The 24,635-nt window shown below is 71.1% G+C and carries 29 protein-coding genes and 2 tRNA genes; 22 read left to right on the top strand and 9 right to left on the bottom strand.

Annotated elements, in window-relative coordinates; all coding sequences use genetic code 11:
• Positions 1-4 precede the first annotated feature (4 nt).
• The 10 genes from ybeY to QSK30_RS15835 all read left to right on the top strand — a co-directional run bounded on the left by ybeY (position 5) and on the right by QSK30_RS15835 (position 7,614).
• On the top strand, positions 5-553 hold the full coding sequence (gene ybeY / locus QSK30_RS15880; protein ID WP_285503557.1) for an rRNA maturation RNase YbeY: 549 nt from the start codon (positions 5-7) through the stop codon (positions 551-553).
• A gap of 6 nt (positions 554-559) precedes the next feature.
• Positions 560-1,915 carry a hemolysin family protein gene (locus QSK30_RS15875; protein ID WP_285503556.1) on the top strand — a complete coding sequence of 452 codons (1,356 nt, stop codon included), beginning with the start codon at positions 560-562 and terminating at the stop codon, positions 1,913-1,915.
• Positions 1,908-2,243 carry a cytidine deaminase-like protein gene (locus QSK30_RS15870; RefSeq protein ID WP_285503555.1) on the top strand — a complete coding sequence of 112 codons (336 nt, stop codon included), beginning with the start codon at positions 1,908-1,910 and terminating at the stop codon, positions 2,241-2,243. Before QSK30_RS15875 ends, QSK30_RS15870 begins: the two co-directional genes overlap by 8 nt.
• Positions 2,240-2,581 carry a (2Fe-2S) ferredoxin domain-containing protein gene (locus tag QSK30_RS15865; protein WP_285503554.1) on the top strand — a complete coding sequence of 114 codons (342 nt, stop codon included), beginning with the start codon at positions 2,240-2,242 and terminating at the stop codon, positions 2,579-2,581. Before QSK30_RS15870 ends, QSK30_RS15865 begins: the two co-directional genes overlap by 4 nt.
• A 4-nt stretch (positions 2,582-2,585) precedes the next feature.
• Positions 2,586-3,494 (top strand): GTPase Era, encoded by a 909-nt coding sequence (gene era, locus QSK30_RS15860; protein ID WP_285503552.1) that lies wholly within the window; start codon positions 2,586-2,588, stop codon positions 3,492-3,494.
• A 29-nt stretch (positions 3,495-3,523) separates the two neighbouring features.
• Complete coding sequence (gene recO, locus QSK30_RS15855; RefSeq protein ID WP_285503551.1) at positions 3,524-4,270, top strand: DNA repair protein RecO; 747 nt, start codon at positions 3,524-3,526, stop codon at positions 4,268-4,270.
• Positions 4,271-4,361: 91 nt separating this feature from the next.
• Positions 4,362-5,207 carry an isoprenyl transferase gene (locus tag QSK30_RS15850; protein ID WP_285503550.1) on the top strand — a complete coding sequence of 282 codons (846 nt, stop codon included), beginning with the start codon at positions 4,362-4,364 and terminating at the stop codon, positions 5,205-5,207.
• A complete protein-coding gene (locus tag QSK30_RS15845) occupies positions 5,204-5,650 on the top strand; it encodes a hypothetical protein (RefSeq protein ID WP_285503548.1) in 447 nt (148 codons plus the stop codon). Before QSK30_RS15850 ends, QSK30_RS15845 begins: the two co-directional genes overlap by 4 nt.
• A 93-nt stretch (positions 5,651-5,743) precedes the next feature.
• A complete protein-coding gene (locus tag QSK30_RS15840) occupies positions 5,744-6,751 on the top strand; it encodes a permease (protein ID WP_285503546.1) in 1,008 nt (335 codons plus the stop codon).
• Entirely contained in the window at positions 6,748-7,614 is an 867-nt protein-coding gene (locus tag QSK30_RS15835; RefSeq protein ID WP_285503544.1) for a TIGR03943 family putative permease subunit, read from the top strand. The genes QSK30_RS15840 and QSK30_RS15835 overlap by 4 nt, the downstream gene beginning before the upstream one ends.
• Positions 7,615-7,813: 199 nt before the next feature.
• On the opposite strand, the gene QSK30_RS15830 is transcribed toward QSK30_RS15835, so the two are convergent.
• The 3 genes from QSK30_RS15830 to QSK30_RS15820 are packed head-to-tail and all read right to left on the bottom strand — an operon-like array spanning position 7,814 to position 8,991.
• The gene (locus tag QSK30_RS15830; protein ID WP_285503543.1) at positions 7,814-8,227 is read right to left on the bottom strand and encodes a Fur family transcriptional regulator; all 414 of its coding nucleotides are present in this window, start codon (positions 8,225-8,227) and stop codon (positions 7,814-7,816) included.
• Positions 8,224-8,670, bottom strand: a complete 447-nt coding sequence (locus QSK30_RS15825) for an ArsR/SmtB family transcription factor (RefSeq protein WP_502871841.1) — start codon at positions 8,668-8,670, stop codon at positions 8,224-8,226. The genes QSK30_RS15830 and QSK30_RS15825 overlap by 4 nt, the downstream gene beginning before the upstream one ends.
• A 48-nt stretch (positions 8,671-8,718) precedes the next feature.
• The gene (locus QSK30_RS15820) at positions 8,719-8,991 is read right to left on the bottom strand and encodes a DUF6703 family protein (protein ID WP_285503539.1); all 273 of its coding nucleotides are present in this window, start codon (positions 8,989-8,991) and stop codon (positions 8,719-8,721) included.
• Positions 8,992-9,058: 67 nt separating this feature from the next.
• On the opposite strand from QSK30_RS15820, the gene QSK30_RS15815 reads away from it, so the two are divergent.
• Positions 9,059-9,433 (top strand): antibiotic biosynthesis monooxygenase, encoded by a 375-nt coding sequence (locus QSK30_RS15815; RefSeq protein WP_285503537.1) that lies wholly within the window; start codon positions 9,059-9,061, stop codon positions 9,431-9,433.
• Positions 9,434-9,507: 74 nt separating this feature from the next.
• On the opposite strand, the gene QSK30_RS15810 is transcribed toward QSK30_RS15815, so the two are convergent.
• Positions 9,508-10,104, bottom strand: a complete 597-nt coding sequence (locus QSK30_RS15810) for a DinB family protein (RefSeq protein ID WP_285503535.1) — start codon at positions 10,102-10,104, stop codon at positions 9,508-9,510.
• 266 nt (positions 10,105-10,370) lie between these two features.
• Between QSK30_RS15810 and QSK30_RS15805 the strand changes: the two genes are divergently transcribed.
• Positions 10,371-11,756: a glycine--tRNA ligase gene (locus QSK30_RS15805; protein ID WP_285503533.1), complete on the top strand. Its 1,386-nt coding sequence runs from the start codon at positions 10,371-10,373 to the stop codon at positions 11,754-11,756.
• Positions 11,757-12,217: 461 nt separating this feature from the next.
• Here QSK30_RS15805 and QSK30_RS15800 read toward each other — a convergent pair whose 3' ends face one another.
• On the bottom strand, positions 12,218-13,162 hold the full coding sequence (locus QSK30_RS15800; RefSeq protein WP_285503531.1) for a hypothetical protein: 945 nt from the start codon (positions 13,160-13,162) through the stop codon (positions 12,218-12,220).
• A gap of 180 nt (positions 13,163-13,342) precedes the next feature.
• Between QSK30_RS15800 and QSK30_RS15795 the strand changes: the two genes are divergently transcribed.
• The 4 genes from QSK30_RS15795 to QSK30_RS15780 all read left to right on the top strand — a co-directional run bounded on the left by QSK30_RS15795 (position 13,343) and on the right by QSK30_RS15780 (position 17,093).
• Entirely contained in the window at positions 13,343-13,999 is a 657-nt protein-coding gene (locus QSK30_RS15795; protein ID WP_285503529.1) for a YdcF family protein, read from the top strand.
• Between the two features lie 19 nt (positions 14,000-14,018).
• Positions 14,019-15,293, top strand: coding sequence for a deoxyguanosinetriphosphate triphosphohydrolase (locus tag QSK30_RS15790; RefSeq protein WP_285503527.1), 1,275 nt, complete (start codon positions 14,019-14,021; stop codon positions 15,291-15,293).
• 60 nt (positions 15,294-15,353) lie between these two features.
• Positions 15,354-16,439, top strand: a complete 1,086-nt coding sequence (locus tag QSK30_RS15785) for a serpin family protein (protein WP_352231579.1) — start codon at positions 15,354-15,356, stop codon at positions 16,437-16,439.
• A 75-nt stretch (positions 16,440-16,514) separates the two neighbouring features.
• A complete protein-coding gene (locus tag QSK30_RS15780) occupies positions 16,515-17,093 on the top strand; it encodes a carboxymuconolactone decarboxylase family protein (RefSeq protein WP_285503526.1) in 579 nt (192 codons plus the stop codon).
• Here QSK30_RS15780 and QSK30_RS15775 read toward each other — a convergent pair.
• A complete protein-coding gene (locus tag QSK30_RS15775; protein ID WP_285503525.1) occupies positions 16,976-17,707 on the bottom strand; it encodes an MFS transporter in 732 nt (243 codons plus the stop codon). The genes QSK30_RS15780 and QSK30_RS15775 overlap by 118 nt on opposite strands.
• A 327-nt stretch (positions 17,708-18,034) precedes the next feature.
• Complete coding sequence (locus QSK30_RS15770; RefSeq protein ID WP_285503524.1) at positions 18,035-18,964, bottom strand: sigma-70 family RNA polymerase sigma factor; 930 nt, start codon at positions 18,962-18,964, stop codon at positions 18,035-18,037.
• Positions 18,965-19,330: 366 nt separating this feature from the next.
• On the opposite strand from QSK30_RS15770, the gene dnaG reads away from it, so the two are divergent.
• The 4 genes from dnaG (at position 19,331) to QSK30_RS15750 (ending at position 23,327) form a co-directional block, all read left to right on the top strand.
• Positions 19,331-21,235, top strand: a complete 1,905-nt coding sequence (gene dnaG, locus QSK30_RS15765) for a DNA primase (RefSeq protein WP_285503523.1) — start codon at positions 19,331-19,333, stop codon at positions 21,233-21,235.
• An 85-nt stretch (positions 21,236-21,320) separates the two neighbouring features.
• Positions 21,321-21,848 carry a hypothetical protein gene (locus QSK30_RS15760; protein WP_285503522.1) on the top strand — a complete coding sequence of 176 codons (528 nt, stop codon included), beginning with the start codon at positions 21,321-21,323 and terminating at the stop codon, positions 21,846-21,848.
• Between the two features lie 52 nt (positions 21,849-21,900).
• Complete coding sequence (locus tag QSK30_RS15755; protein ID WP_285503520.1) at positions 21,901-22,665, top strand: trans-aconitate 2-methyltransferase; 765 nt, start codon at positions 21,901-21,903, stop codon at positions 22,663-22,665.
• Positions 22,662-23,327, top strand: coding sequence for an MOSC domain-containing protein (locus QSK30_RS15750; protein WP_285503519.1), 666 nt, complete (start codon positions 22,662-22,664; stop codon positions 23,325-23,327). The genes QSK30_RS15755 and QSK30_RS15750 overlap by 4 nt, the downstream gene beginning before the upstream one ends.
• Here the strand turns inward: QSK30_RS15750 and QSK30_RS15745 are convergent.
• Entirely contained in the window at positions 23,324-23,557 is a 234-nt protein-coding gene (locus QSK30_RS15745) for a hypothetical protein (RefSeq protein WP_285503518.1), read from the bottom strand. The two genes, QSK30_RS15750 and QSK30_RS15745, sit on opposite strands and share 4 nt — an antisense overlap.
• Before the next feature lie 77 nt (positions 23,558-23,634).
• Between QSK30_RS15745 and QSK30_RS15740 the strand changes: the two genes are divergently transcribed.
• Both QSK30_RS15740 and QSK30_RS15735 read left to right on the top strand, forming a co-directional pair.
• Positions 23,635-23,707, top strand: a tRNA-Asn gene (locus tag QSK30_RS15740).
• Positions 23,708-23,826: 119 nt separating this feature from the next.
• Positions 23,827-23,900 (top strand) — tRNA-Ile (locus tag QSK30_RS15735).
• Between the two features lie 203 nt (positions 23,901-24,103).
• Here QSK30_RS15735 and QSK30_RS15730 read toward each other — a convergent pair.
• Positions 24,104-24,514, bottom strand: a complete 411-nt coding sequence (locus tag QSK30_RS15730; RefSeq protein WP_285503515.1) for a VOC family protein — start codon at positions 24,512-24,514, stop codon at positions 24,104-24,106.
• Between the last annotated feature and the right edge of the window lie 121 nt (positions 24,515-24,635).

Here is a 24,635-nt window from a genome sequence, read left to right as displayed (position 1 = left end):
CGCGGTGAGCATCGAGATCGCCAACGAGTCGGGGGTGGCGGTCGACGAGGCGTCGATCGTCTCGGCCGCCCGGTTCGCGCTGGACCGCATGAACGTCAGCAAGCTCGCCGAGCTGTCCGTGCTGCTCGTCGAACTGGACGTGATGGCCGACCTGCACGAGCGGTGGATGGACCTGCCCGGTCCCACCGACGTGATGGCCTTCCCGATGGACGAGCTGGACTCCGCGCGCCGCCCGGACGCCTCGGAGTCCGGTCCGGCGCTGCTCGGCGACATCGTGCTGTGCCCGGCCTTCGCCAAGGACCAGGCCCGCACCGCCGGGCACAGCCTGATCGACGAGCTGCACCTGCTCACCGTGCACGGTGTGCTGCACCTGCTCGGCTACGACCACGCCGAGCCCGCCGAGGAGCGCGAGATGTTCACGCTGCAGAAGCGCATCCTCGCCGACTTCCGCACCGCCGCCGCCGACGCCAAGCGCCGGGCCGCGCAGCGGGTGGAGGACGACAGGCTGCTCGGTGCCGTCGGGCTCGCCGAGACCGAGAACCCCGAGGGCTGATCAGAGGTGTCCGCCGATTCGGCCGGTCTGCTCGTCGTCGCCGTCCTGCTCGTGCTGGCCGCCGGGTCCTTCGCCGCGGCCGACGCCGCGCTCTCGGCGGTCTCCAAGGCCCGGGTCGAGGGGCTGGTCCGCGCGGGCCGCACCGGCGCCCGGCAGCTGCTGGCGGTGGTCACCGAGCGGCCCCGGCACATCAACCTGCTGCTCCTGCTGCGGCTGAGCTGCGAGCTGGCGGCGACGGTGCTGGTCACCCTGGTCTGCATGCGGTCGATGAGCCCCGGCTGGCTGGCCGGGCTCACCGCGGCCCTGGGCATGATCGTGGTCTGCTACGTGCTGGTGGGCGTGGGCCCGCGCACCGTGGGCCGCCAGCACCCCTACGGCGTCGGCCTCATCGCGGCCGGTCCGGTGCGGGTGCTCGGCTCGGTGCTCGGGCCGCTGTCCCGCTTCCTGATCCTGGTCGGCAACGCGATCACCCCGGGCAAGGGCTTCCGCGAGGGCCCGTTCTCCTCCGAGGTCGAGCTGCGCGAGCTGGTCGACCTGGCCGAGGAGCGCGGCGTGGTCGACGCCGACGAGCGCGAGATGATCCACTCGGTGTTCGAGCTGCGCGGCACGATCGCCCGCGAGGTCATGGTGCCGCGCACCGAGATGGTGTGGATCGAGCAGGCCAAGACGGTGCGCCAGGCCCTGGCGCTGTCGCTGCGCACCGGCTACACGCGGATACCGGTGATCGGCGAGAGCGTCGACGACATCGTCGGCGTGGTCAACCTGAAGGACCTCGTCCGCGCGGCCCTGGAGAACAGCACCGGGAGCAGTGTCGGGAACGGCACCCAGCAGGCGGTGTCCGAGGTGATGGGGGCGGCCTCGTTCGTGCCGGACACCAAGCGGCTCGACGACCTGCTGCGCGAGATGCAGGTGTCCAAGAGCCACCTGGCGATCGCCGTCGACGAGTACGGCGGCACGGCCGGGCTGCTGACGATCGAGGACATCCTGGAGGAGATCGTCGGGGAGATCACCGACGAGTCCGACACCGACGAGCGTCCCCCGGTCGAGCACCTCGACGACGGAGCGGTGCGGGTCAGTTCCCGGCTCCCGGTGGAGGACCTCGGCGCGCTGTTCGGCCTGGAGCTCGACGGCCAGGACGTGGAGACCGTCGGCGGCCTGCTCGCCCAGCGGCTGGGACGTGTGCCACTGCCGGGTGCCGAAGCGGTGATCACCGGGTTACGGTTCCGAGCCGAGGGCGGCAAGGACAACCGCGGCCGGGTGCGGATCACCTCGGTGGTCGTGCGACCGACCGAGGAGTTCGTCCGCGCGGACGCGGTCACCGCCGACGACCAGCAGTGGGAGAGGAGCGGGGAGCGTGGCTGAGCTCGACCCGGAGGACGCGAAGATCGTCACACTGGCCCGGTCCAGCCGGGCGCGGACCGGCGCGGCCGAGGGCGCCGCGGTCCGCGACACCGACGGCCGCACCTACGCCGCGGCCACCGTCGCGCTGCCGTCGCTGCGGCTCACCGCGTTGCAGGCCGCGGTGGCGGCCGCTGTCTCGAGCGGGGCCGAGGGGCTGGAGGCTGCCGCCGTCGTCACTGAATCAGGTGAACTCGACGCCGCGTCCGTCGCCGCTGTCCGTGACCTCACTGCGGGCGCGCCGGTCCTGCGCGCCGACACCGCAGGCACGGTCGTCGACGTGCTCACGTGAGCGCGCTGATCACCGTCTGCCGCGACTGCTGCTGCGGGACGGTCAAGAAGCACCCCACGGTCAACCACGGCCACCAGCTCGCCCGCATCCGCGAGCTGGCCGCCCGGCACGGCGCCACCGTCCGGGTCGCCGAGTGCCTGGACACCTGCGAGACCTCCAACGTCGTTGTGGTGCAGGCGAAGGGGAGCAAACCGGTGTGGCTGGGCTTCGTGCTCACCGACGCCGCGGTCGACGACATCGACCAGTGGCTGGCCGCGGGCGGGCCCGGGGTCGCGCCGCTGCCGGAGACCCTGGAGCTGCACCGCGTCAGCCCGCCCCGCAAGCACCAGGCACAATGACTCGGTGACCAGCAGCCCCGAAGGCCATCGTTCCGGTTTCGCCTGTTTCGTGGGCAGGCCGAACGCCGGGAAGTCCACCCTCACCAACGCGCTCGTCGGCACCAAGGTCGCGATCACCTCCAGCAAGCCGCAGACCACGCGGCACGCCATCCGCGGCATCGTGCACCGCGACGACGCCCAGCTCGTCATCGTCGACACCCCCGGCCTGCACCGGCCGCGCACCCTGCTCGGCCAGCGGCTCAACGACATCGTGCGCGAGACGTGGTCCGAAGTGGACGTCATCGGGCTGTGCGTGCCCGCCGACCAGAAGGTCGGCCCCGGCGACCGGTTCATCGCCGCCGAGCTGACCAAGGTGGCCAAGCGCACGCCGGTCATCGGCATCGTGACCAAGACCGACCTGGTCTCCCCGGACCAGGTGGGCGAGCAGCTGCTGGCGCTGCAGGAGGTCATGGAGTTCGCCGAGCTGGTGCCGGTCTCGGCCGTCGACGGCTTCCAGGTGGCCACCCTGACCGACCTGCTCGTCGCCCGGCTGCCCGAGGGGCCGCAGCTCTACCCCGGCGGTGAGCTCACCGACGAGCCGGAGGCCACCCTGGTCGCCGAGCTGATCCGCGAGGCCGCCCTGGAGGGCGTGCGCGACGAGCTGCCGCACTCCATCGCGGTCACCATCGAGGAGATGGGCCCGCGCGAGGGCCGCGACGACATGCTCAACATCTACGCGCTGCTCTACGTCGAGCGGTCCAGCCAGAAGGGCATCGTGCTCGGCCACCGCGGCGAGCGGCTCAAGCACGTGGGCTCCAGCTCGCGCAAGCAGATCGAGGCGCTGCTGGGCACCAAGGTCTTCCTCGACCTGCACGTCAAGGTGGCCAAGGACTGGCAGCGCGACCCCAAGCAGCTGCGCAAGCTCGGGTTCTAGGCGCTGTCCGGCCGTGTGACAATGACCCGGTGAGCCTGTACCGCGACACCGGCGTAGTGCTGCGCGTGCAGAAGCTCGGCGAGGCCGACCGGATCATCACGCTGATCACCCAGAAGCACGGCAAGGTGCGCGCGGTGGCCAAGGGCGTGCGCCGCACCACCTCCCGGCTGGGCGCCCGGGTGGAGCCGTTCGCCCACGTGGACGTGCAGTTCTACACCGGCCGCACGCTCGACGTGATCACCCAGGTGCAGACCCTCGACGCGTTCGGCGCGGGCATCATCAACGACTACCAGCGCTACACCGCGGGCTGCGCCGTGCTGGAGACCGCCGATCGGATGTCCGCCGAAGAGGGCGAGCCGGTGTTCCGGCTCTACCTCCTGGTGGCCGGTGCGCTCCGGGCGCTCGCCGACGGTCAACGCGACGCTTCCCTTGTCCTGGACGCGTTCCTGCTCCGCGCGCTGGCCTTCGCGGGGTGGTCGCCCGCGATCACCGAGTGCGCCCGCTGCGGCGACCCCGGTCCGCACCGCGCCTTCAACGTCAACGCGGGCGGCTCGGTCTGCCCGCGCTGCAAGCCACCGGGTTCGGCGAGCCCGGCGTACGAGGTGCTCACCCTGATGGACGCGCTGGCCAACGGCCGCTGGGACACCGCCGAGCGCGCCACCGACTCCTCCCGCCGCGAGGCGAGCGGCCTGGTCGCGGCGCTGCTGCAGTGGCACCTGGAACGCCAGCTGCGCTCGCTGCCGCTGGTCGAGCGCCGCCCGTACGACCCCGCCTAGACCGTCCACTGTGGACTGTCCGGGTCGGTCCGGCGGGCCGGGTAGCATTGCCGACCGGCTCGGCGGAATCCCGGTGGAGGTGCGTGAAACCATGCTGCGACGGCGGCGGCCCGGCAGGCGCGAGGCTGGACGGCCGGTGGCGCCACCGGACCCGCACCCCTCGGGCGCCCGGCCGCCCGCGATCCCGCTGGAGTTCGTGCCCAAGCACGTCGCCATCGTGATGGACGGCAACGGGCGCTGGGCCAACCAGCGCGGCCTCACCCGGGTCGAGGGCCACAAGCGCGGCGAGGCCCAGGTCGTCGAGGCGGCCCGCGGCTGCATCGAGGTGGGCGTCAAGTGGCTCTCGCTCTACGCCTTCTCCACCGAGAACTGGCGGCGCAGCCCGGACGAGGTCCGGTTCCTGATGGGCTTCTCCCGCGACGTCATCCGGCGGCGCACCGACGAGCTCGACGAGATGGGCGTGCGGGTGCGCTGGGCCGGGCGCAGGCCGCGGCTGTGGCAGAGCGTGATCAAGGAGCTCGAGGTCGCCGAGGAGCGCACCGCGGGCAACGACGTGCTCAACCTGGCGATGTGCATCAACTACGGCGGCCGCGCCGAGATCGGCGACGCGGCCCGCGAGATCGCCCGGCTGGCCGCCGCGGGCAAGATCAACCCCGAGAAGGTGGACGAGCGCACCATCGCCCGCTACCTCTACCAGCCGGAGATGCCGGACGTGGACCTGTTCATCCGGCCGTCGGGGGAGCAGCGCACGTCGAACTTCATGCTCTGGCAGTCCGCCTACGCCGAGCTGGTCTTCCAGGACCACCTCTGGCCCGACTTCGACCGCCTGCACCTGTGGGACGCCGTCGAGACCTACGCCCGGCGCGACCGGCGGTTCGGCGCGGCCGCCGACTCCGCCGAGGTCGCCGCGCGGCTCAACCAGGAGGGACCGGCATGACCACGGAGGCGGCCAACACGGCGAGCCTGCTCGGCAACGCCCGCGAGGCGTTGGAGAGCTTCCACGACGTGCACGTCGACGACGACGGGGCGCTCACCTTCCGCCACGGCGACGTCCCGTGCGCGGTGCAGGCGATGCAGCTCGCCGAGGGGCTCACGGTGCTCAGCCTCACCTGCGTGGTGGCCTGGGACCTGCCCGACGAGCCCGGCCTGGCGGTCTCCGCCGCCGAGCGCGCGGGGCAGGGCCTGTTCGGCACCCTGGGGGTGGTTCACACGGAAAGGGGACTCGATGTCACGCTGCGCTACGCGTTCCCGGCCGACGGACTCGCCGTCACCGCATTGGGGACACTGCTGATGCTGGTCGTGTCCACCGCTTCCCAGCTGCGCGTCGAGCTGCTGGGAAAGGCCGCTGAACAAAGTACAACTGACGGGTCCCCGAACTGATCCACGGGCCGGCATCATTCGGCGAATGAGGTACTCCCGCTCGCGCCGAGGGTCCGGCCCCGTGCGCGCACAGTCACGGTCGGGGCGGCGCCGATGAGCGCGCCTGCGGTCGAGGCCCCGGTCGAGCCCAAGCGGCGGATCACCTCGCTGGAGGTGCTCTGCGCGGTGCTGGTGGTGGCGCTGCTGGCGCAGGGGCAGCTGGCGTCCTGGCTGGACGCGCCCGCGATCCAGACCGGCGCGACGATCTTCGTGGCGGTCTGCGCGCAGGCGCTGCCGTTCCTGGTCCTCGGCGTGCTGATCAGCGGGGCGATCGCGGCCTTCGTGCCCGCCTCGGCCCTGGACCGGCTGCTGCCCAAGCGGCAGGCGCTGGCGGTACCGATCGCCGGTGTCGCCGGGGTCGCGCTGCCGACCTGCGAGTGCGCGGCCGTCCCGGTCGCGCGGCGGCTGATGCAGCAGGGCGTGCCCACGTCGGTGGCCCTGGCGTTCCTGCTGGCGGCGCCCGCGGTGAACCCGATCGTGCTGGTGGCGACCAACGTCGCGTTCCCGAACAACCCGGGCATGGTCGCCGCCCGGCTGGTCGGCTCGCTGGCGACGGCGATCGCGATGGGCTGGCTCTGGGCCCGGTTCGGCAAGACCGAGTGGATCATCGAGCGGGCCCTGCGCAGGCTGCCCGAGCTCGACGGCCGCTCCCGCTGGCGGATGTTCTTCGAGACCTCCCGGGCCGACCTGGTCGAGGCGGGCGGCTTCCTGGTCATCGGCGGCCTGACCGCGGCGGTGCTCAACGTGGTCATCCCCCGCGAGTGGGTGAACACGCTGGGCGAGCAGATCGTCCTCGGGGTGATCGTCATGGCCGCCCTGGCGGTGCTGCTGGCCCTGTGCAGCGAGGCGGACGCGTTCGTGGCGGCCTCGATCTCGGGGATGCCGCTGCTGCCGAAACTGGTGTTCCTGGTCGTCGGCCCGGCGATCGACGTGAAGCTGTTCGCGTTGCAGGCGGGCACCTTCGGCCGCTCGTTCGCGATCCGGTTCGCCCCCGCGACGCTCGTGGTGGCCGTGGGCTGCGCGGTCGGCGCGGGCGCGATCTTCCTCGGGGGCGCGGCATGAGGCGGGAGACCCAGAACATCCTGCTGGTCCTGGTGGGCGGCGCGCTGCTGAAGATCAGCTTCACCGGCGCCTACCTGCAGTACGTCAAACCGGCGCACCAGCCGTGGCTGATCGGCGGCGGCCTGGTGATGGTCACGCTGGCGGCGATCTCGATCGCCCGCGACCTGCTGGCCACCCGCCCCGCCGCGGATCCCGTCCTCGAGAACCCCGGCGGGGACAACCCCGTCTCCGCCACCGGTTCGGCCTCCGTCTCAGCCACCGTGCGCACCCCGGCAGCCGACGCCGTGGTTGCCCAGGACCCCGCCGCACCCGCGTCCGCCGACCCCCACGGACATGACCACGGCGAACACCACCACCCGGCCCGCAGCGCGTGGTTGCTGCTGCTGCCGGTGCTGGCGATCTTCCTGATCGCCCCACCGGCCCTGGGCGCGGACTCGGTCATGCGCGGCGACAACCGCGCCGCCGCCAGCCGGTCCTCGGGCACCGACGGCATGGCCGCGTTCCCGCCGCTGGCACCGGGCGACCCGGTCCCGGTCGCGATGAGCGACTTCGCCGCCCGAGCGGCCTGGGACTCCGGCCACTCCCTGGACAACCGCGACGTCCGGCTCACCGGCTTCATCGTGGTCGACGGCCCCGACACCTTCCTGGCCCGCCTCACCATCGCCTGCTGCGCCGCGGACGCCTTCCCGGTCAAGGTGAAACTCACCGGCCCCATGGCGGCGGGCCTCACCAACGACACCTGGCTGGACATCACCGGCCGGGTGGTCCCGGGATCGGCGTCGAAGGAGTCCGACTACATCCCGACCCTGACGGTCGCCGGTCTGGCGGAGATCACCCAGCCGGAGAACCCGTACGAGCAGTAGCGAGTCCCGGTGCGCCCCGATCAGGCTGAGTCAGCGCTACGTCTCGTTTCAGGTTGACCTACCCGAATCGCTCCATCGAGGGAGCGGCTTGAGATCGGGCGGTAGTTGTCCCGACAGCCGTGCTTTACCGCAGTACCAGCGGTTTTCGACCTTGTCCACGAAGGCTCCAGGCGACTGCCCGGCGTTCGTCCCGGTTGGGTCAGGCGCAGCGGCCGCAGGTGCCGAAGATCTCCACGGTGTGGCTGATCTGCGAGAAGCCGTTCTCCGCGGCCACCCGGTCGGCCCACCGTTCGACGGCGGGTCCCTCGACCTCCACCGTGTGCCCGCAGGACCGGCAGACGAGGTGGTGATGGTGGTGGCTGGAGCACCGCCGGTAGATCGCCTCGCCGCTGTCGGTGCGCAGGACGTCGATCTCGCCCGCGTCCGCCAGGGACTGGAGGGTGCGGTAGACCGTGGTGAGCCCGATGCCCTCACCCCGCTTGCGGAGCTCCTCGTGCAGCTCTTGCGCCGAGCGGAACTCGTCGAGCTGGTCGAGCAGTTGTGCGACGGCCGTGCGCTGACGCGTGGAGCGCCTTCCGGGCACGGTCGCCGAGGCCGTTCGCTCGGTCGTCACCGGTCGCCTTCCTCAACGTGGGCAACTGCGTCCACGACGATATGCGACAGGTGCTCGTCGACGAGCCGGTACACCACCTCGCGGCCGTGGCGTTCCCCGTAGACGACGCCCGCCGACTTGAGCACCCGCAGGTGCTGGCTGATCAACGGCTGCGCCACGCTCAGCGCCTCGACCAGTTCGTGCACGCACCGGTCGGCCTCGCGCAGTTCGAGCACGATCGCGATGCGCACCGGCGCGGCCAACGCGCGCAGCAGGTCGCCCGCCGCGGTCAGGGTCATGGCGGGCCTGCGGTGCGACGCGCGCACCACCGGCCGTCCCGGCGAGTGTTCGTGCTGCTCGGCGGCTACCCGCAGCTCGTGCGACGCGGCTTCCGAGGTCACGGTCGACGGGTCCTTCCGTTTGCCCGGAGACCACGGCCTTCGGGTGATGGTTACCGTGTTCATCTTAGGCGCTTCCGGTGTTTTCGGTGGACAGTGCGGTGAGTGGTCGTGTCACAACACTGAAATGGCCACCGCGACGAGCACGCCGAGCACCAACACCCGACCGAACCGCTGCACCGGCGCGAGCACCGGCCAAGTCGTCGCCAACAGCACCCCGACGCCGGCCGCGAGCAGTGCCAGCAACCCGGCACCGAGCACGCCGCGCACCAGCACCCCGGTCACGAACACGGCGATGACCAGCAGGAACACCAGTACCGGGGGGATCCGAGCCAACGGGCCGTCCCCGGCCAGCAACGGTGTCCTGAGCGATCGAGTCCGCCGCACGGCGCCTCCCACGTCGGTTGGGCTACGGTGCTGCATCCTCGCACCGCCACCAGAAGGGCGCCCGCGCGTGCTGCTGATCGCCAGGTTCACCGTCACCGAGCCCGAGCCGTTCACCACCCGAGCGCAGCGCGCCCTGGAACTCCTCCTCGCCCAGCCCGGCTGCGTGCGCGGCCTGCTGGTCCGCTCCACCGAGTCCGCCGACTCGTGGGTGCTCACCGCGGAGTTCGACTCGGTCTCCGCCTACCGCCGGTCCATGTCCCCGTTCGACGTCCGGACCCACGTCATCCCGCTGCTCGCCGAAGCCGACACCACCGAGCCCGCCGCCTACGAGATCATCGTCGAGGCCACCCCGGACGCGGTGCGCAGGCACACCAGCCTGCTGGCCGCCGACGCCCACACTGTTCGCCTGGGCGAGGCAGCAGGCCCAACCACCGCCCGCTGACCAGGCCCCACCACCGCCCGCTCACCAGACAGCGGCCGCGATCCGCGCACCCCACCGCGCACCGGCGCCGCAGATCAGGACCGTTGGGTGGCTGGATCGGCGGCCTTTGCCGCCCGCTCGATTTCGGCCCGGCGGTTCTCCCAGAAGGCCGCGTCCTGCCCTCGCCGGGCCATGCCCGCAGCATCCATCTCGACCGCGCCGTCCAACTGCTCGCGCAGGATGTCGGCGTGCCCGGCGTGCCTGCTGGTCTCGGTGAGGATGTGGACCAGCACGTTGAACAGCAGCACGTCAGGACGTGGCCACCAGGGGACGCGGCCGGGTGAGTCGATGGTGAGAGCGGCGATCGTCGCGTCGGCGTGTTCCCAGACGCGCTGGTAGCGGCTGGTGATCTCCTCTCGTGTCTCGTGCTCGGTCGCCCACAAGTCGGTACCGCGCTGTTCGAGGTCGTCCCACCGGGGGACGGGCTCGGGGAACGGCCGGTCGAAGACCTCGCCGAAGTAGCGGGACTCCGACACCGACAGGTGCTTGACCAGGCCGAGGAGGTTGGTGCCGGTCGAGGTCAGCGGACGGCGGATGTCGTACTCGGACAGCCCGTCGAGCTTGCGGACCATCGCCTCGCGGATCTCCCGGAGGTCGCTGTGCAGGTACTCCTTCGCGAACTCATCGATCATGAACACGAGCATGCACCAACAGCCGCGCGCCCGGCTCGCAACGGCCCCGATGCCTGAACGCCGCGAAGGTTCAGGCTGGGACATCGAGGCCAGATCCACTGACCGCGGCCGCGACGACTTCCGCTGGCGGCGTGAACCCGCGCCAGCGGAGGCGTCACCGCCGCCGGTTCTGGCGTGCCGATCGGTGGCTGAGTCCCCCGGACGGACCAACCGGAGCGCGGACTACGCTGGTTTTCCTCGCCTTGAGTTCCCGCATGGAGGGTTCTGTGCCAGCCGACCGGATCGATACCGTCGTCAGCCTCTGCAAGCGCCGCGGCTTCGTCTACCCGAGTGGGGAGATCTACGGCGGTACGAGGTCAGCGTGGGACTACGGGCCCCTCGGCGTGGAACTCAAGGACAACATCAAGCGCGCCTGGTGGAAGAGCGTGGTGCAGGGCCGCGACGACGTCGTCGGCCTCGACTCGTCGGTGATCCTGCCGCGCCAGGTGTGGGCCGCCTCCGGGCACGTCAACGCCTTCCACGACCCCCTTGTCGAGTGCACCTCCTGCCACAAGCGCTTCCGCGCCGACCAGCTCGCCGAGGAGTACGCGGCCAGGACCGGCAAGCAGGTGGCGGAGAACGACGTCTCCGACGTGCCGTGCCCCAACTGCGGCACCCGCGGCCAGTACACCGAGCCGCGCGAGTTCAACATGATGCTCAAGACCCATCTCGGTCCGGTGGAGACCGAGGAGGGCATGCACTACCTGCGCCCGGAGACCGCCCAGGGCATCTTCGTCAACTTCCTGAACGTGCAGACCACCTCCCGCCGCAAGCCGCCGTTCGGCATCGGCCAGATCGGCAAGTCCTTCCGCAACGAGATCACGCCGGGCAACTTCATCTTCCGCACCCGCGAGTTCGAGCAGATGGAGATGGAGTTCTTCGTCGAGCCGGGCACCGACGACGAGTGGCACCAGTACTGGATCGACGAGCGCCTGCGCTGGTACACCGACCTGGGGATCGGCAAGGACAACCTCCGCGTCTACGAGCACCCGCGGGAGAAGCTCTCGCACTACTCCAAGCGGACGGTGGACATCGAGTACCGATTCCAGTTCGGCGGCCAGGAGTGGGGCGAGCTGGAGGGCATCGCCAACCGCACCGACTTCGACCTGACCACGCACTCCAACCACTCCGGTGTGGACCTGTCCTACTTCGACCAGGCCACCAACTCCCGCTACCGGCCGTTCGTCATCGAGCCCGCGGCCGGTGTCGGCCGCCCGATGATGGCGTTCCTGCTCGACGCCTACGTCGAGGACGAGGCGCCCAACGCCAAGGGCGGCGTCGACAAGCGGATCGTGCTGCGGCTCGACCGCAGGCTCGCCCCGGTCAAGGTCGCCGTGCTCCCGCTCTCCCGCAACGCCGACCTCTCACCCAAGGCCCGGGACGTCGCCGCCGCGCTGCGCAAGCACTGGAACGTCGACTTCGACGACGCGGGCGCCATCGGCCGCCGGTACCGCAGGCAGGACGAGATCGGCACCCCGTTCTGCGTCACCGTCGACTTCGACTCGCTCAACGACCACGCCGTCACCGTGCGCGAGCGCGACACGATGTCGCAGGACCGGATCTCGATCGACCGACTGGAGTCCTACCTCGCGGGCCAGCTCATCGGCTGCTGAGCGCGGGTCTCACTTGGCAAGGGCATCATCCAGCGGGCTGCCGCGGGGGTGGTGGAGGCCAGGCAGTGGGTGGCTCGGCTTCCTAGCGGGTCGTGCGTTCGCGGTACTGGTCAACCAGGCAGTGAAGATGACCGCCGACCACGACCCCCGGCGGAACCTGGTGCGTTCGGTGCCCCATCGGTGGCGTTCGAGTCGCTCGGAGGCGTCGGCCCTCGGCGCGACCGACTGGGACGTTGATGCCTGACGAGTGCTGCCCGAGTCCCGTCGGTCGTCCCAGGAGTCTGAGGCCGTCGAGCACCCCGCGACGCCACCTGCCCCGGAGCCCGACCGTCCCCGCGACCGATGGCCGGCCGGCGGGATCCACGGCCCCACCACCATTCGCGCCAACCGCAGCAACAGTCGGCCAAGGCCCAGGAACCCGGCCAGTCGCACACCAAGATCCACACCAATGCTCCGCGTGCTCACGACATCACCACCTCCGGCCTCGGCCGGGCGGCGGCGAGCCGGTAGGCGCCGCGCAGTTCCTCCGCGACCGCCGCGGTGTCCAGCCGGATGCGGATCGGGTCGGTGTGGATGGCCACGATCCCGGCCGCGGTGAGCCTTGCCGCGCGGGTCAGGGCCGGCAGCCCGGTCCGCGGTGCCCACGGTCGGTGGATGTCGGCGTCCCAGGCGAAGGCCACGTTGTCCCACCAGGCGTCGACGATCGCCAAGTGCACGTCGTGCCGGGTGCTCAACCGGGCCGTCCACCTGGGCTGGGGGAGACCAGCGCGGTCGATCAGCTCGGTGGCGATGCGCGCACCGGCCGAGCGCACGCCGCGGTCGATCTCGGCTAGCACCCGGCGCAGCAGGGTGGTGCCCCGGCTCGGGCCGAGCGCGAGCTCCTCGTGCAGCTCGGCCAGGGCGACCCCGCCCCGGTGCACGGCTTCCAGCACCAGCACGCGGATCTCGCCCGCTGTCGGCGTCCGCCTGCACGCGTCGACTGTCGCGCGCGCCAGCGGGGCCGTCGGAAACCCCTTCCGCCAGAGCGGATCCGGCATCCGGAGCGTTCGCTCGATGGTGACCGACCCGTCGGACCGGGTGCGGTGGCCGGAAGGCACGACCACATGCACCGCACCCATCGGTGGCAGCTGGATACCGTTGAGCCACATGGCTTCCCGACCGGTGACCACAGCCTCGGGATCGGCCACGCGCAGCGCCGCCCGCAGTCGTTGCAGGCGGTTCGGGGGCGCGTCGCTGAGCAGCACGACATCGGGCTGCAGCCGCTGCCAGGGCCCACGCGGCCCGCACCGGGACTGGATGGCGTGCCCGGAGAAGCCGAGCGACACCAGCTCCGCCGCCCTGGCCACTCCCTCGGGGAACAGACGGGGCAGTTCGTCGACGTCGAGGAGTTTGCGGTTCGTTTGCATGGCTTCGAGGTAACCCTGGTCCACGCAAGCGGAAAAGGTCGGTTTCGGATCTGTGGATGAAATCGGGGGTATGTGGACAACTCCACGTCCGGGGCAACCCAGCCGCCACGCGGACGTCCTGACAATCGGTTCTCCCGCTTGGCTCGGCCGTCCTCAACCACGCGCCACTGTTCTGGAAGGATGCGGACCGTGCCTCCCCACCCTCATCCTGTCCGCCGCTTCTTGCGGAGGCTGCTCGTCGGCATCGTGCTGATGGGTTTCCTCGTCGTGGGCGGGACCGCTTTCCGCGTGTGGCAGGTCGCCAGGGTCGACGACCGCGACCACGCCGACGTCGTCGTGGTGCTCGGCGCCGCGCAGTACGCGGGCAAGCCGTCCAAGGTGCTCGAGGCGCGCCTGCGGCAGGCCAAGAAGCTCTACGACGAGGGCGTCGCCCGCTACGTCGTCACCGGCGGCGGCCGTCGGGTGGGGGACAAGTTCACCGAGGCCGAGGCAGGCCGCAAGTGGCTGATCGAGCACGGCGTGCCCGGTGACAAGGTCATCGAGGTCGGCGCGGGCAACGACACCCTCGGCACGCTGCAGGCCGTCGCGGTCGCCGTGCGCGACCGGGGCTGGGAGACCGCGGTGATCGTCAGCGACCCGTGGCACTCGCTGCGCGCCCGCACCATGGCCGAGGACGCGGGCCTGGACGCCTGGACCTCGCCGACCCACTCCGGCCCGATCGTGCAGACCCGCGAGACCCAGGCCCGGTACATCCTCCGGGAGACCGCGGCGCTGCTCTACTACCGCGCGACCAACGCCTCGGCCGACGGCATCGCCATCGACCAGGAAGTCGGCTGACCGTCGTAGTCTCTTCCTGGTGAGTCCCCCGTATACGGAGCACGACAACGAACGCCTCTTCGCGGAACCGCCTAAGGGTGCGGCGTTAGCGGGGTCTTGGCCTGCCTCGCGTACTCCCTTCAGCCGTGATCGCGCGCGCGTCTTGCACTCTGCGGCGTTGCGCAGGTTGGCGGGCAAGACGCAGGTGGTAGGTCCTAACGAGGGTTCCGAGGTGCACGGGATCCCGCGGACGCGGTTAACGCACTCGTTGGAGGTAGCCCAGATCGGGCGGGGGATCGCCGACGAGCTCGGCTGTGATCCTGACGTCGTCGACACCGCGGGCTTGGCGCACGACATCGGCCACCCTCCTTTCGGCCACAACGGAGAGCTAGCGCTGAACCAAGCCGCGCAGGAGTGCGGTGGTTTCGAGGGCAACGCGCAGACCTTGCGCATCCTCACCCGGCTCGAGCCGAAGGTGCTCAGCGACGACGGTGTGGAGTACGGCCTCAACCTGGTCCGCGCGTCGCTGGACGCCGCCACCAAGTACCCCTGGCCGCGCCGTGCGGGGATGGTCAAGTTCGGTGTCTACGAAGACGACCTGCCGGTCTTCACCTGGATGCGGGAGGGCGCACCGGACGACAAGACGTCCGTGGAGGCACAGATCATGGACTGGTCTGACGACGTCGCCTACTCCGTGCACGACGTCGAGGACGGCGTCCGGTCCGGCCGGATCTCGCTTGCCTCGCTGGCCGATCCGGCCGAGCGCGCGGTGATCGCCGAGCTGGCCGCCAAGCACTTCTCCAGCGAGCCGGTCTCCGGCCTCGAGGAGGCGGCGGCGGAGTTGCTGGGGCTGCCGGTCCTCGGTGACCTGGTGGCGACCGAGTACGACGGGTCGCTCCGGGCCCAGGTCGCGCTCAAGCGGCTGACCAGCGAGCTCGTCGGCCGCTTCGCCGCCGCCGCGGTGACCGGGACGCGCGCCGCGCACGGCGCCGGGCAGCTCACCCGGTACTCCGCTGACCTGGTGGTCCCGGCCCGCGTGGCGGCCGAGGTGGCGCTGCTCAAGGCGATGGCCGTCCGCTACGTCATGAGCGACCCGCGTCGGCTGGCCGTGCAGGCGAGGCAGCGGGAGCTGATCAGCGGCCTGGTGTCGATGCTGACCGACCGCGCGCCCGACGCCCTGGAACCGGCCTTCCTGCCCGCCTGGCGGGCTGCCCAGGACGACGCCCGGCGCCTGCGCGTCGTCGTCGACCAGGTCGCCTCGCTCACCGATGCACAGGCAACGGCCTGGCACAAGGGGCTTGTGGACAACTTCTGAGCCTCCGCGCCCGGAGCCGGCACACTCGCAGAACGGTCATCACCGAGTCGGGAGTTCATCGTGTCGCACCTGGATTTCACGCTAGCCCTGCACCGCGCCATCGCGCCTGACCCGCGCGAGCAGGTGTGTTGGTCGCCGTTCTCGGTGGCCAGTGCCCTCGGCCTGCTCGCGCACGGCGCGCGGGGGCGCAGCCAAGCGGAGTTGGTCGACCTCCTCGGCGAGCTCGACGAGGTGACCCGGGACCTCGGCGGGGCGGGCACCCTCGACCAGCCGGGGCCGGACGACGACGCACCCGCGATCGCGGTGTCGAACACGCTGTGGGCGGACGCGGCGATCGCCGTGGAGCCCGGTTTCGCCGACGAGCTGTCCCGGTGGTCCGGGGGCGCGGTGCGCAACGCGCCGTTCCGGGCCGCTCCGGAGAAGGCGCGCGACGAGATCAACGCCGATGTCGCCGAGACCACGCGCGGACTGATCCCGGAGCTCCTCCCGGAGGGTTCCATCCGGGAGGACACGGCGTCCGCTCTGGTCAACGCGCTCTACTTGAAGTGCGCGTGGCGCAACAAGTTCCTGCTCGACCCGCAGGAGCCGCTGCACTTCCAGGGGACCGCGGCCACGGCCGAGGTCCCCGCGATGGCGCTCAACGAGAGCGTCGGGTACGCCGCCCAGGATGGCTGGCAGATCGTCAGCCTGCCTGCGGTCGGTGGTGTGGAAGCCGTGATCCTGCTTCCCGATCAGCCTCTGGTGGACGCCGAGCCGGGACTCACCGGTGCCGGGTTGGCGGCGTTGCTCGACGCGCCGAGCAGGCGGCAGGTCCTGCTCACCATGCCCAAGCTCGAGCTCGCCACCCAGGTCGAGCTGAGCGAGCCGCTGATCGAGCTGGGCGTCCGGACGGTGTTCACCGACCAGGCCGACCTGAGCGCCATCAGCCCGGATCCGTTGGCAGTGCAGGCGATCCTGCACGAGGCGGTGCTCAAGGTGGACGAAGAGGGTTTTGAGGGCGCCGCCGCCACCGCGGTGATGATGCGCCTGATGAGCCTGCCGCCTGAGCCGGTCGGGGTCACCGTCGACCGGCCGTTCCTGTTCGTGGTCCGGCACAGCGGGACGGGGGTGGTGTACTTCGTGGCCCGAGTCACCGACCCGTCCTGAGCTGTCACACCGGCGCGCGGCACGTCGTCTTCCCCCTGAACGCCCCGGATCGGGGCCGCTGGTGAGGAGAGGGCCATGCCGCGTATCGAGGGAGTCGCCGCCCGCGAAGCCGGTCCGGTGCTGCGCGTCCTGTACTGGTTCGCCAAGCGGCGGTTCGGCGCCGTGCCCGAGCCGTTCACCGTGCTGGCGCGGCACCGCGGGCTGATGCTGGCCGGCGCCAAGCACGAACTGGGCGTGCGGCGGGCGTCGAAGGTGCTGCCCGCCGGTGTCCGCGAGCTGGCGGTGTTCCGGGTGGCCCAGCAGGTCGGCTGCTCGTGGTGCGTCGACTTCGGCACGATGCTCCAGCGCCTGGACGGGCTCGACATCGACCGGCTCCGGCACATCGACGACTACACCACGTCGGATTCCTACACCGCCGATGAACGACTGGCCATCGCCTACGCCGACGCGATGACCGCCAACCCGATGACCGTGACCGACGAGCAGGTCGCCGAGCTGACCGCGAGGTTCGGCGAGAAGGGAGTGATCGAGCTGACCTACCAGGTGGCGCTGGAGAACCAGCGTGCCCGGATGAACCACGCACTGGGCATCACCGACCAGGGCTTCACCTCCGGCGACGCCTGCCGCGTCCCGACGGTCGACACCAGCCGGTAGCACCGGACGGACGAGGGGCCGACGACCATGACCGCCCGCGGCCCGAACCGGCCGATGACCCGGCCCGTGTTGCCCGCCACCAGGATCACGGTGACCGATAGCGGCAGCAGCGCGAGCCCGCCCTGCACCGGGGTGAAGTCGAGCACCGTCTGCATGTGCACGCTGATCAGGAAGAACATCGGGAACAGCACCACCTGGGCCAGCCCGGAGAGCAGGTTCGCCGTGCGCAGCACCGGCCTGCGCAGCACCTCCGGCGGCATCAGCGGCGCCGACACCCGCCGCTCCACCACCGCGAACAGACCGAGCAGCAGCACCCCCGCCACCCCCGGCACCACGGTGCGCGGCGAGGTCCACCCGTCGACACCGGTGTTCACCAGCGCGAAGGCCAGCAGACCGAGACCGACCGTGGACAGCAGCGCGCCACCCAGGTCGAACCCACCCGCCGCGCCCCGCCGCCGCACCGTCGGCCCGACCACCCGCGCCGCGAGCACCGCCAGCGCGAGACCGGCCAGGATGTTGAGCCCGAAGGTGGACCGCCAGCCCAGCCAGCTGGTCAACACCCCGCCGAGCACCGTGCCGGTCGCACCGCCCGCACCCGCCATCGCGGCGAACACCCCGAGCGCCTTGTGCTCGACCCGTGCTGAGGGATGGGCGGAAGTCCTTGGCCTGATAGGGATCGGGCGGCGGCGCTGCTGTTGGTGCTTGATTGTCCTGTTAGGACTATCGGTGTTCGAGGCGCGGGGACCCGTGCTGGGTTGTCGGAACCGCCTGGGACGGCCCACGGCAAGAGTGGGTGATCCGTCAGTCCCTGGTGGCCGTCGTGTTCGGGGAACTCCGGGTTCGTCAGGTGCTCGCACGGCGTGGTCTGGTCTGGCGGTGTCGGTGGTGTGCGAGTTCGTCGTTGTCGGTGGGGTGCCCGCGTGGGTGGTCGGCCGGGTCGGTCAGAGGTCGACCCGGGTGAGCTTGTCGGGGTTGACCATGTCGTAGATCGCGGCGATCTTGCCGTCGCGGACCGCGAACGTCGTCACCCGGCGGCTGCGCGGGCCGCCCTGGTAGGTGCCGGTGGGTTGGGCCTCGGGCAGGTAGATGCCGAGGTCGCCGTTGACCGTGATGATCTCGCCGACCATCGCCCCGGGGCCGTACTGGCGCAGCAGACCGAGGAAGAAGCGGCCGATCTTGTCCGGGCCCAGGATGTGCTGGCGGGCCGTGCGCGCCTTGCCGCCGCTGTCGCCGACCAGGACGGCGTCCGGGTGCAGGACGGTGACCACCTGGGCCAGGTCGCCGGAGGCGAGCGCGGCGACGAAGCGCTCGATCAGCTCGCGTTGCTCGGGCAGCGCCACCCGCTGCGGCGGGTCGGCCTTCGCCATGGCCTTGCGGGCCCGGGAGGCGTGCTGGCGGGCGGTGGCGTCGGTGCAGCCCAGGGTGGCGGCGATGTCGGCGAAGGGCAGGTCGAACGCGTCGTGCAGGACGAAGGCGACGCGTTGTTCTGGGCTGAGCTGGTCCAGGACGAGCAGGGCGGCGATCCGCACACCGTCGTCGCGGACGGCGACGTCCAGGGGGTCCTCGCTGGCCGCGGTGCCGAACGGGGTGACCAGGGGTTCGGGCAGCCACGGCCCGACGTAGCGCTCACGGCGGGCGGTGGCCGACCGCAGGCGGTCGAGGCAGAGGCGGCCGACGACGGTGGTCAGCCACGCGCGCAGGTCGCGGATGCCGTCGCGGGTCTCAGTGTCCACAGCGGACAGTCGGAGCCAGGCCTCCTGGATGGCGTCCTCGGCGTCCGAACGAGTCCCGGTCAGCCGGTAGGCCACCCCTAGCAGGTGGTCGCGGTGCTCGGAGAACCGCTCGGCCAAGGCGCTGTCGCTGACGGTCACACCGCCATCGTAATGAGCTGCCGCCAACGATGGCGGCCTGTCGTGAGCAGGTGTGCGGGGACCGGGGCACACGGCGGTGGGCGAGGCTCCGCTGAGCAGAGCACGGCGTGAGGAATCAGGGCCCGCTCGTCGCGCGGCGGCGGGTGATCGAGGCATGCCGGAGGTGAGATCGTGCGGGGTGAGCAAGCTCGGGGTCCGAGGTGGTGAACGTGCCCCTTTGGGGTGCGACGAGAGGCTCTTCGGTCTACCGGGGGTCTGAGCCGTCGGTGGTGAGCGGCCCTCGGTCGGTGCCGGTCCTCGACGTGTTCGGCCGGTCCTGGTGGGCTGGGCGTCGTCGGTGGGCAGGCGCGCCTAGACTCGGCGATCGTGGCAGGACGTATCCGGGAGAGCGACATAGCGCAGATCCGGGAGCGCAGCCGGATCGACGACGTGGTGGGGGAGTACGTCCAGCTCCGGCGGGCGGGCACCGCGGTCAAGGGGCTGTGTCCCTTCCACGACGAGAAGACCCCGTCGTTCACCGTGCGGCCCACGCACGGGACGTTCCACTGCTTCGGCTGCGGCGAGGGTGGCGACGTCATCGCCTTCGTGATGAAGATCGACCACCTGTCCTTCGTCGAGTCCGTCGAGCGCCTCGCCGAGCGGGTCGGGCTGCAGCTGACCTACGAGGGCGGCGGCACCAGCGTCCAGCGCGACCGCGGCACGCGGACCCGGCTGGTCGACGCGCACAAGGCGGCCGCGGACTTCTACGCCGAGCAGCTGCGCTCGCCCGAGGCGCTCAAGGCCCGTGAGTTCCTCACCGAGCGCGGCTTCGACGAGACCGCCTGGAACACCTTCGGCTGCGGGTTCGCCCCCGCGGGCTGGGACAAGCTGACCAAGCACCTGCTCGGCCGGGGTTTCGAGATCACCGAGCTGATCAAGTCCGGCCTGGCCAAGGAGGGCAGGCAGGGTCCGATCGACCGCTTCCACCGCAGGCTGCTCTGGCCGATCCGCGACATCGGCGGCGACGTCGTGGGCTTCGGCGCGCGCAGGCTCTTCGACGACGACCAGATCCAGGCGAAGTACCTCAACACCAGCGAGAGCGCGATCTACAAGAAGTCCCAGGTGCTCTTCGGCCTGGACATGGCCAAGCGCGAGATCGCCAAGCGCCACCAGGTGGTCGTGGTCGAGGGCTACACCGACGTGATGGCCATGCACGCCGCCGGGGTGCCCACCGCGGTCGCCTCGTGCGGCACGGCGTTCGGCGCCGACCACATCAAGGTCCTGCGCAGGCTGCTGATGGACGACGACGCCTTCCGCGGCGAGGTGATCTTCACCTTCGACGGTGACCAGGCGGGCCAGAAGGCGGCCATGAAGGCCTTCGAGGACGACCAGGAGTTCGCCGCCCAGACCTTCATCGCCGTCGCCCCCGACAGCATGGACCCGTGCGAGCTGCGCCAGGCCAAGGGCGACGTCGCGGTCAAGGACCTGGTCGCGCGCAGGCGCCCGCTGTTCACCTTCGCCATCCGCGCCGAGCTCACCAACTACGACCTCGACACCGCCGAGGGCCGGGTGGAGGCGCTGCGCCGCACGGTGCCGCTGGTCGCCCAGATCAAGGACCACTCCCTGCGCGACGAGTACGCCCGCCAGCTGGCGGGGTGGGTCGGCTGGGACGACACGCTCACCGTCGTGCGCCGGGTCCGCGAGAGCGCGGGCGCCCCCGCGCCCACCAATACCCGCAGGTCGCGGGCGGTCGACCCGAACCAGGGCGCGCTGTCTGTGGAGGTCGAGGGCCCGCCCCGGCCCGATCCGCGCAACAACGACCTGCACGCCCAGCGCGAAGTCTTGAAGCTCGCGCTCCAAGAGCCCGCGCTCGCAGGCCCGCTCTACGACTCGATGCCGATTGATGTGTTCACCGATCCCGCTTACGCCGCCCTGCACACCGCGGTGCTCGACGCCGGTGGCACGGCGTCCGGGCTGGCCGGAGCGGAGCTGCTCGAGGCGGTGGCCAAGAACTGCGCCGCGCCGACGGTGCGCAAGCTGGTCAGCGAGCTCGGCGTCGAGCCGTTGCCGCTGCCGAACAAGAACGCCGCCGCCGAGCGCTACGCCTCGGCGATGCTGGCCGCGCTGCAGCGCCAGCTGGTCGCCCGGCAGATCGCGGACATCAAGTCGCGGCTGCAGCGGGTGTCGCCGGTGGAGCACCCCGAGGAGGCCCGCGCGCTCTGGGGCGACCTGGTGGCCATGGAGGAGTGGCACAAGGCGCTGGGCAGGCAGGCGTCGGGGAGCATGGATTGACGACCGCCCCGCGATTTTCTGGCAAGGTGGTTCCAGTGACCTACGGCGTGACCCGGGAGGAGGCCCGCGAGTTGGGAACCGTGCGATGACCGGGTTCTTCAGCAGGCTGCTCAGCGGCGTGCCGAAGGGGTTCACCGGGCGGCTCGACCGCGACGAGGCGGTAGCCGCCTCGGCCGAGGTCCGCGGCGGTGGGTTCCTGGTGGCCACGTCGTTGGGCCTGTGGGTGCCCGGCGACGACGGACCCCGGCGCATCGGCTGGCACCTGGTGTCCAAGGCGGCTTGGGCCGCCGGCGTCTTCACGATCACCGAGGCGGACGAGGCTGAGCAGGCAGGTGCCGCTGTCGTCTTGGTCGACCGCCCGCCGATCCGGGTCGCCGTCGAGGCGCCCGGGAAGCTGCCGCAGGCCGTGCACCGGAGGGTCACCGGCTCCATCCGCTCCCGCCACCACCGTGAGCTCCCCGGTGGTGGAGCGTGGTTCGTGCAACGGAAAGTGCCTGGTCGAGACGGTACCGTCCTGCAAGTCCGCCCGGATGAGGGAACTGAGCTGGACGTCGTCCGCGCCATCGCGCACGACGTCGCCGAGAAGATGGGCCAGGGGCTCGCGGAGTCCTGATCGAGCAGCTAAGGTAAACAGTACGTACGTACGGTTTGCTTGGGAGGCATCGATGTGGGATCCCGCTAAGTACCTCAGTTTTGGTGACCACCGGGCGCGTCCGTTCTTCGACCTCCTCGCGCGCGTGCGCGCCGAGAGCCCGCGCGCGGTGGTGGACCTGGGGTGTGGGCCGGGCAACCTCACCGTCACCATGGCGCAGCGCTGGCCGAACGCGCGCCTCAGCGCCATCGACACCTCCGCGGCGATGGTGTCGGCCGCGCGGCAGCGGGGGGTCGACGCCAGTGTCGCGGACCTGCGCGAGTGGGTGCCGGACGACGGCACCGACGTGGTGATCAGCAACGCCGCGCTGCAGTGGGTGCCCGGCCACCCCGAACTGCTCGCCCAGTGGGCCGGTCACCTGCCGCGCCGGGCGTGGATCGGCGTGCAGGTCCCCGGCAACTTCGCCGCCCCGTCGCACGCGCTGGTGCGCGAGCTGGTCGCCGAGCCGGGCTGGTTCGAGCGGCTCGAACCCCTGCGGCTGCGTGAGGAGGACGCCATCCTCGAGCCGGAGGGCTACGCCGAGCTGATGATCGGCGCGGGCTGCGAGGTCGACGTCTGGGAGACGACCTACCTGCAGCGGCTCGACGGCGAGGACGCGGTGCTGGAGTGGGTCTCGGGCACCGCGCTGCGTCCGATCCGCGCGGAGCTGGCCGACGAGGAGTGGCAAGAGTTCCGTTCCGCGCTCGCGCCCCGTCTCGCCAAGGCGTACCCGCGCCGCGCAGACGGCACGACGTGGTTCCCGTTCCGACGGGTCTTCTTCGTCGCGAGGACTAGGTGAACACCGTCCACACCCTTGCCCGCTACCCGGTCAAGTCACTGCGCGGCGAAGAACTCGCGGTAGTCGAGTTGGACGAGCGCGGTGTGGTCGACGACCGCAGGTGGGCACTGCTCGCGGAGAACGGGAAGTTCGGTTCGGGTAAGAGCACCCGGCGGTTCACCCGGATGCCGCGGCTGTTGGAGATGTGGGCGAAGGGCATCTGGGGCGTGCACACGGTGGTCGGGTTACCCGACGGCCGCGAGTACGCCACCACCGACGACAAGGTCCACGACGCGGTCTCCGAGGTGGTCGGGCAGCCGGTGACCGTCGTCGAGGAAGCCGAGATCCCGCACCTGGACGCGGGCCCGCTGCACATCGTCACCACCGCGTCGCTGCGCTGGCTGGGCGCCGAGTGGCAGCGGGCCCGCCCCAACATCGTCGTCGACGTCGAGGGCGCGGACCGCCCCGAGGACGACTGGGTCGGGCGCCGGGTGTCGGTGGGCACCGCGGAACTGGAGATCACCGGCCAGGTGACCCGGTGCGCCATGCTGGAGCAGGCCCAGGGCGACCTGCCCCGGGCCGATCTGCTCCCGGCGCTGGTGCCCTACGACCTCGCCTTCGGCGTGTACGCCCGGGTCGTGCGCCCCGGCGTCATCGGCACCGGCGACCAGGTGCGGTTCTAGCCCTTGCCCAGCTTCGCCCGCGCGATCCCCGCCGCCCCCTGGACGGCGGGGTGGTCGGCGATCCGGCGGTAGGTGCGCATGATCTGGTCGTACCGCCCCCGGCCGGCCTTGGCACCGAGCACATACCCGACCCCGGCCCCCAACAGGAACCCAATCACCGTGTTCGCCTCCCGCGTCTCGTCGTCGGCCCATCCTCCCCTACCGGGTGGCCCACCGCTGCGGGCGCTCATGGGGTACCCGGTATCTGGACCCCTCCGGCATGCGCTAGAGTTACCGCTCGTTGGGCCACGGCCCGGCAGAGCGACCTTCCTCCATAGCTCAATTGGCAGAGCATTCGACTGTTAATCGAAGGGTTGCTGGTTCGAGTCCAGCTGGAGGAGCGTGACCCCAGGTCTATTGACCTGGGGTTTGTTGCTTTAGCGGGTTCGCGACCTGGTCTTGATCAAGATCATCCTGAGGTGTCCGCTGGACGGACGCCTCGGTAGGATCTGCGGCACTGGGGGCGGTAGCTCAGTTGGTCAGAGCAGGGGACTCATAATCCCTTGGCCGTGGGTTCGAGCCCCACCCGCCCCACAACTGGTCTTTATGTCCTGCGTTCAGGTCCCTGGTGCTCGGGTGCGGCAAATCGTTGATGTGGCTGGAGTTGGCCACGGGGTCCGGCTCGCTCACGTGCCTGAGCTGTTCCGCCCCAACGCATCCGCCACTCGCCAGGGCGGCCTGGGCCTGGCCGGTCGGCAGGCCCAGGCGCGCGGCCGACCCGCCCTGGTCCGGGTGGGTCAGGACTTGGGCTGGGTGATGTTGACCATCCAGGGGACCCCGAACTGGTCGGTCAGCTGGCCGAACTCGTCGCCCCACATCTGCTTTTCCAGGGGGGTGGTGACGGTCGCGCCCGCGCTGAGCTTCTCCCAGTAGCCGCGCAGGGTGTCGCCGTCCTCGCCGCTGAGGCTGACCGTGATGTTGGTGCCGGGGGTGAAGGTCATGCCGGTCGGGGTGTCCGCGGCCATCAGGGTGTAGCCCGCGTCGGTCTCCAGTTGGCCGTGCATGATCTTCTCGGCGTCCGGTCCCTGCGCGCCGAACTCGCCGAAGGTGTTCGTGACCAGGGTGCCGCCGAAGACCTGCTGGTAGAAGTCCAGCGCCTGGCGGGCGTTGTCGGTGAAGTTGATGTACGGGTTGAGCCTGGACGACATGGTTGCTCCGTTCGAGTGGTGGCCTGGGCATCGTCGCAGACCGGGGGAGCTCGGACAACGGGAGCGCCGCTCCAGGTCGGGGGTGGTCCACCATCCACAGCGAACTCGCGACGTCGCGGAA

This window comes from Actinokineospora sp. NBRC 105648 (assembly GCF_030269645.1).
Lineage (GTDB): Bacteria > Actinomycetota > Actinomycetes > Mycobacteriales > Pseudonocardiaceae > Actinokineospora.
The sequence above is the reverse complement of the archived record's forward strand: the minus strand, read 5'-3'. Positions and strand labels throughout refer to the sequence as shown.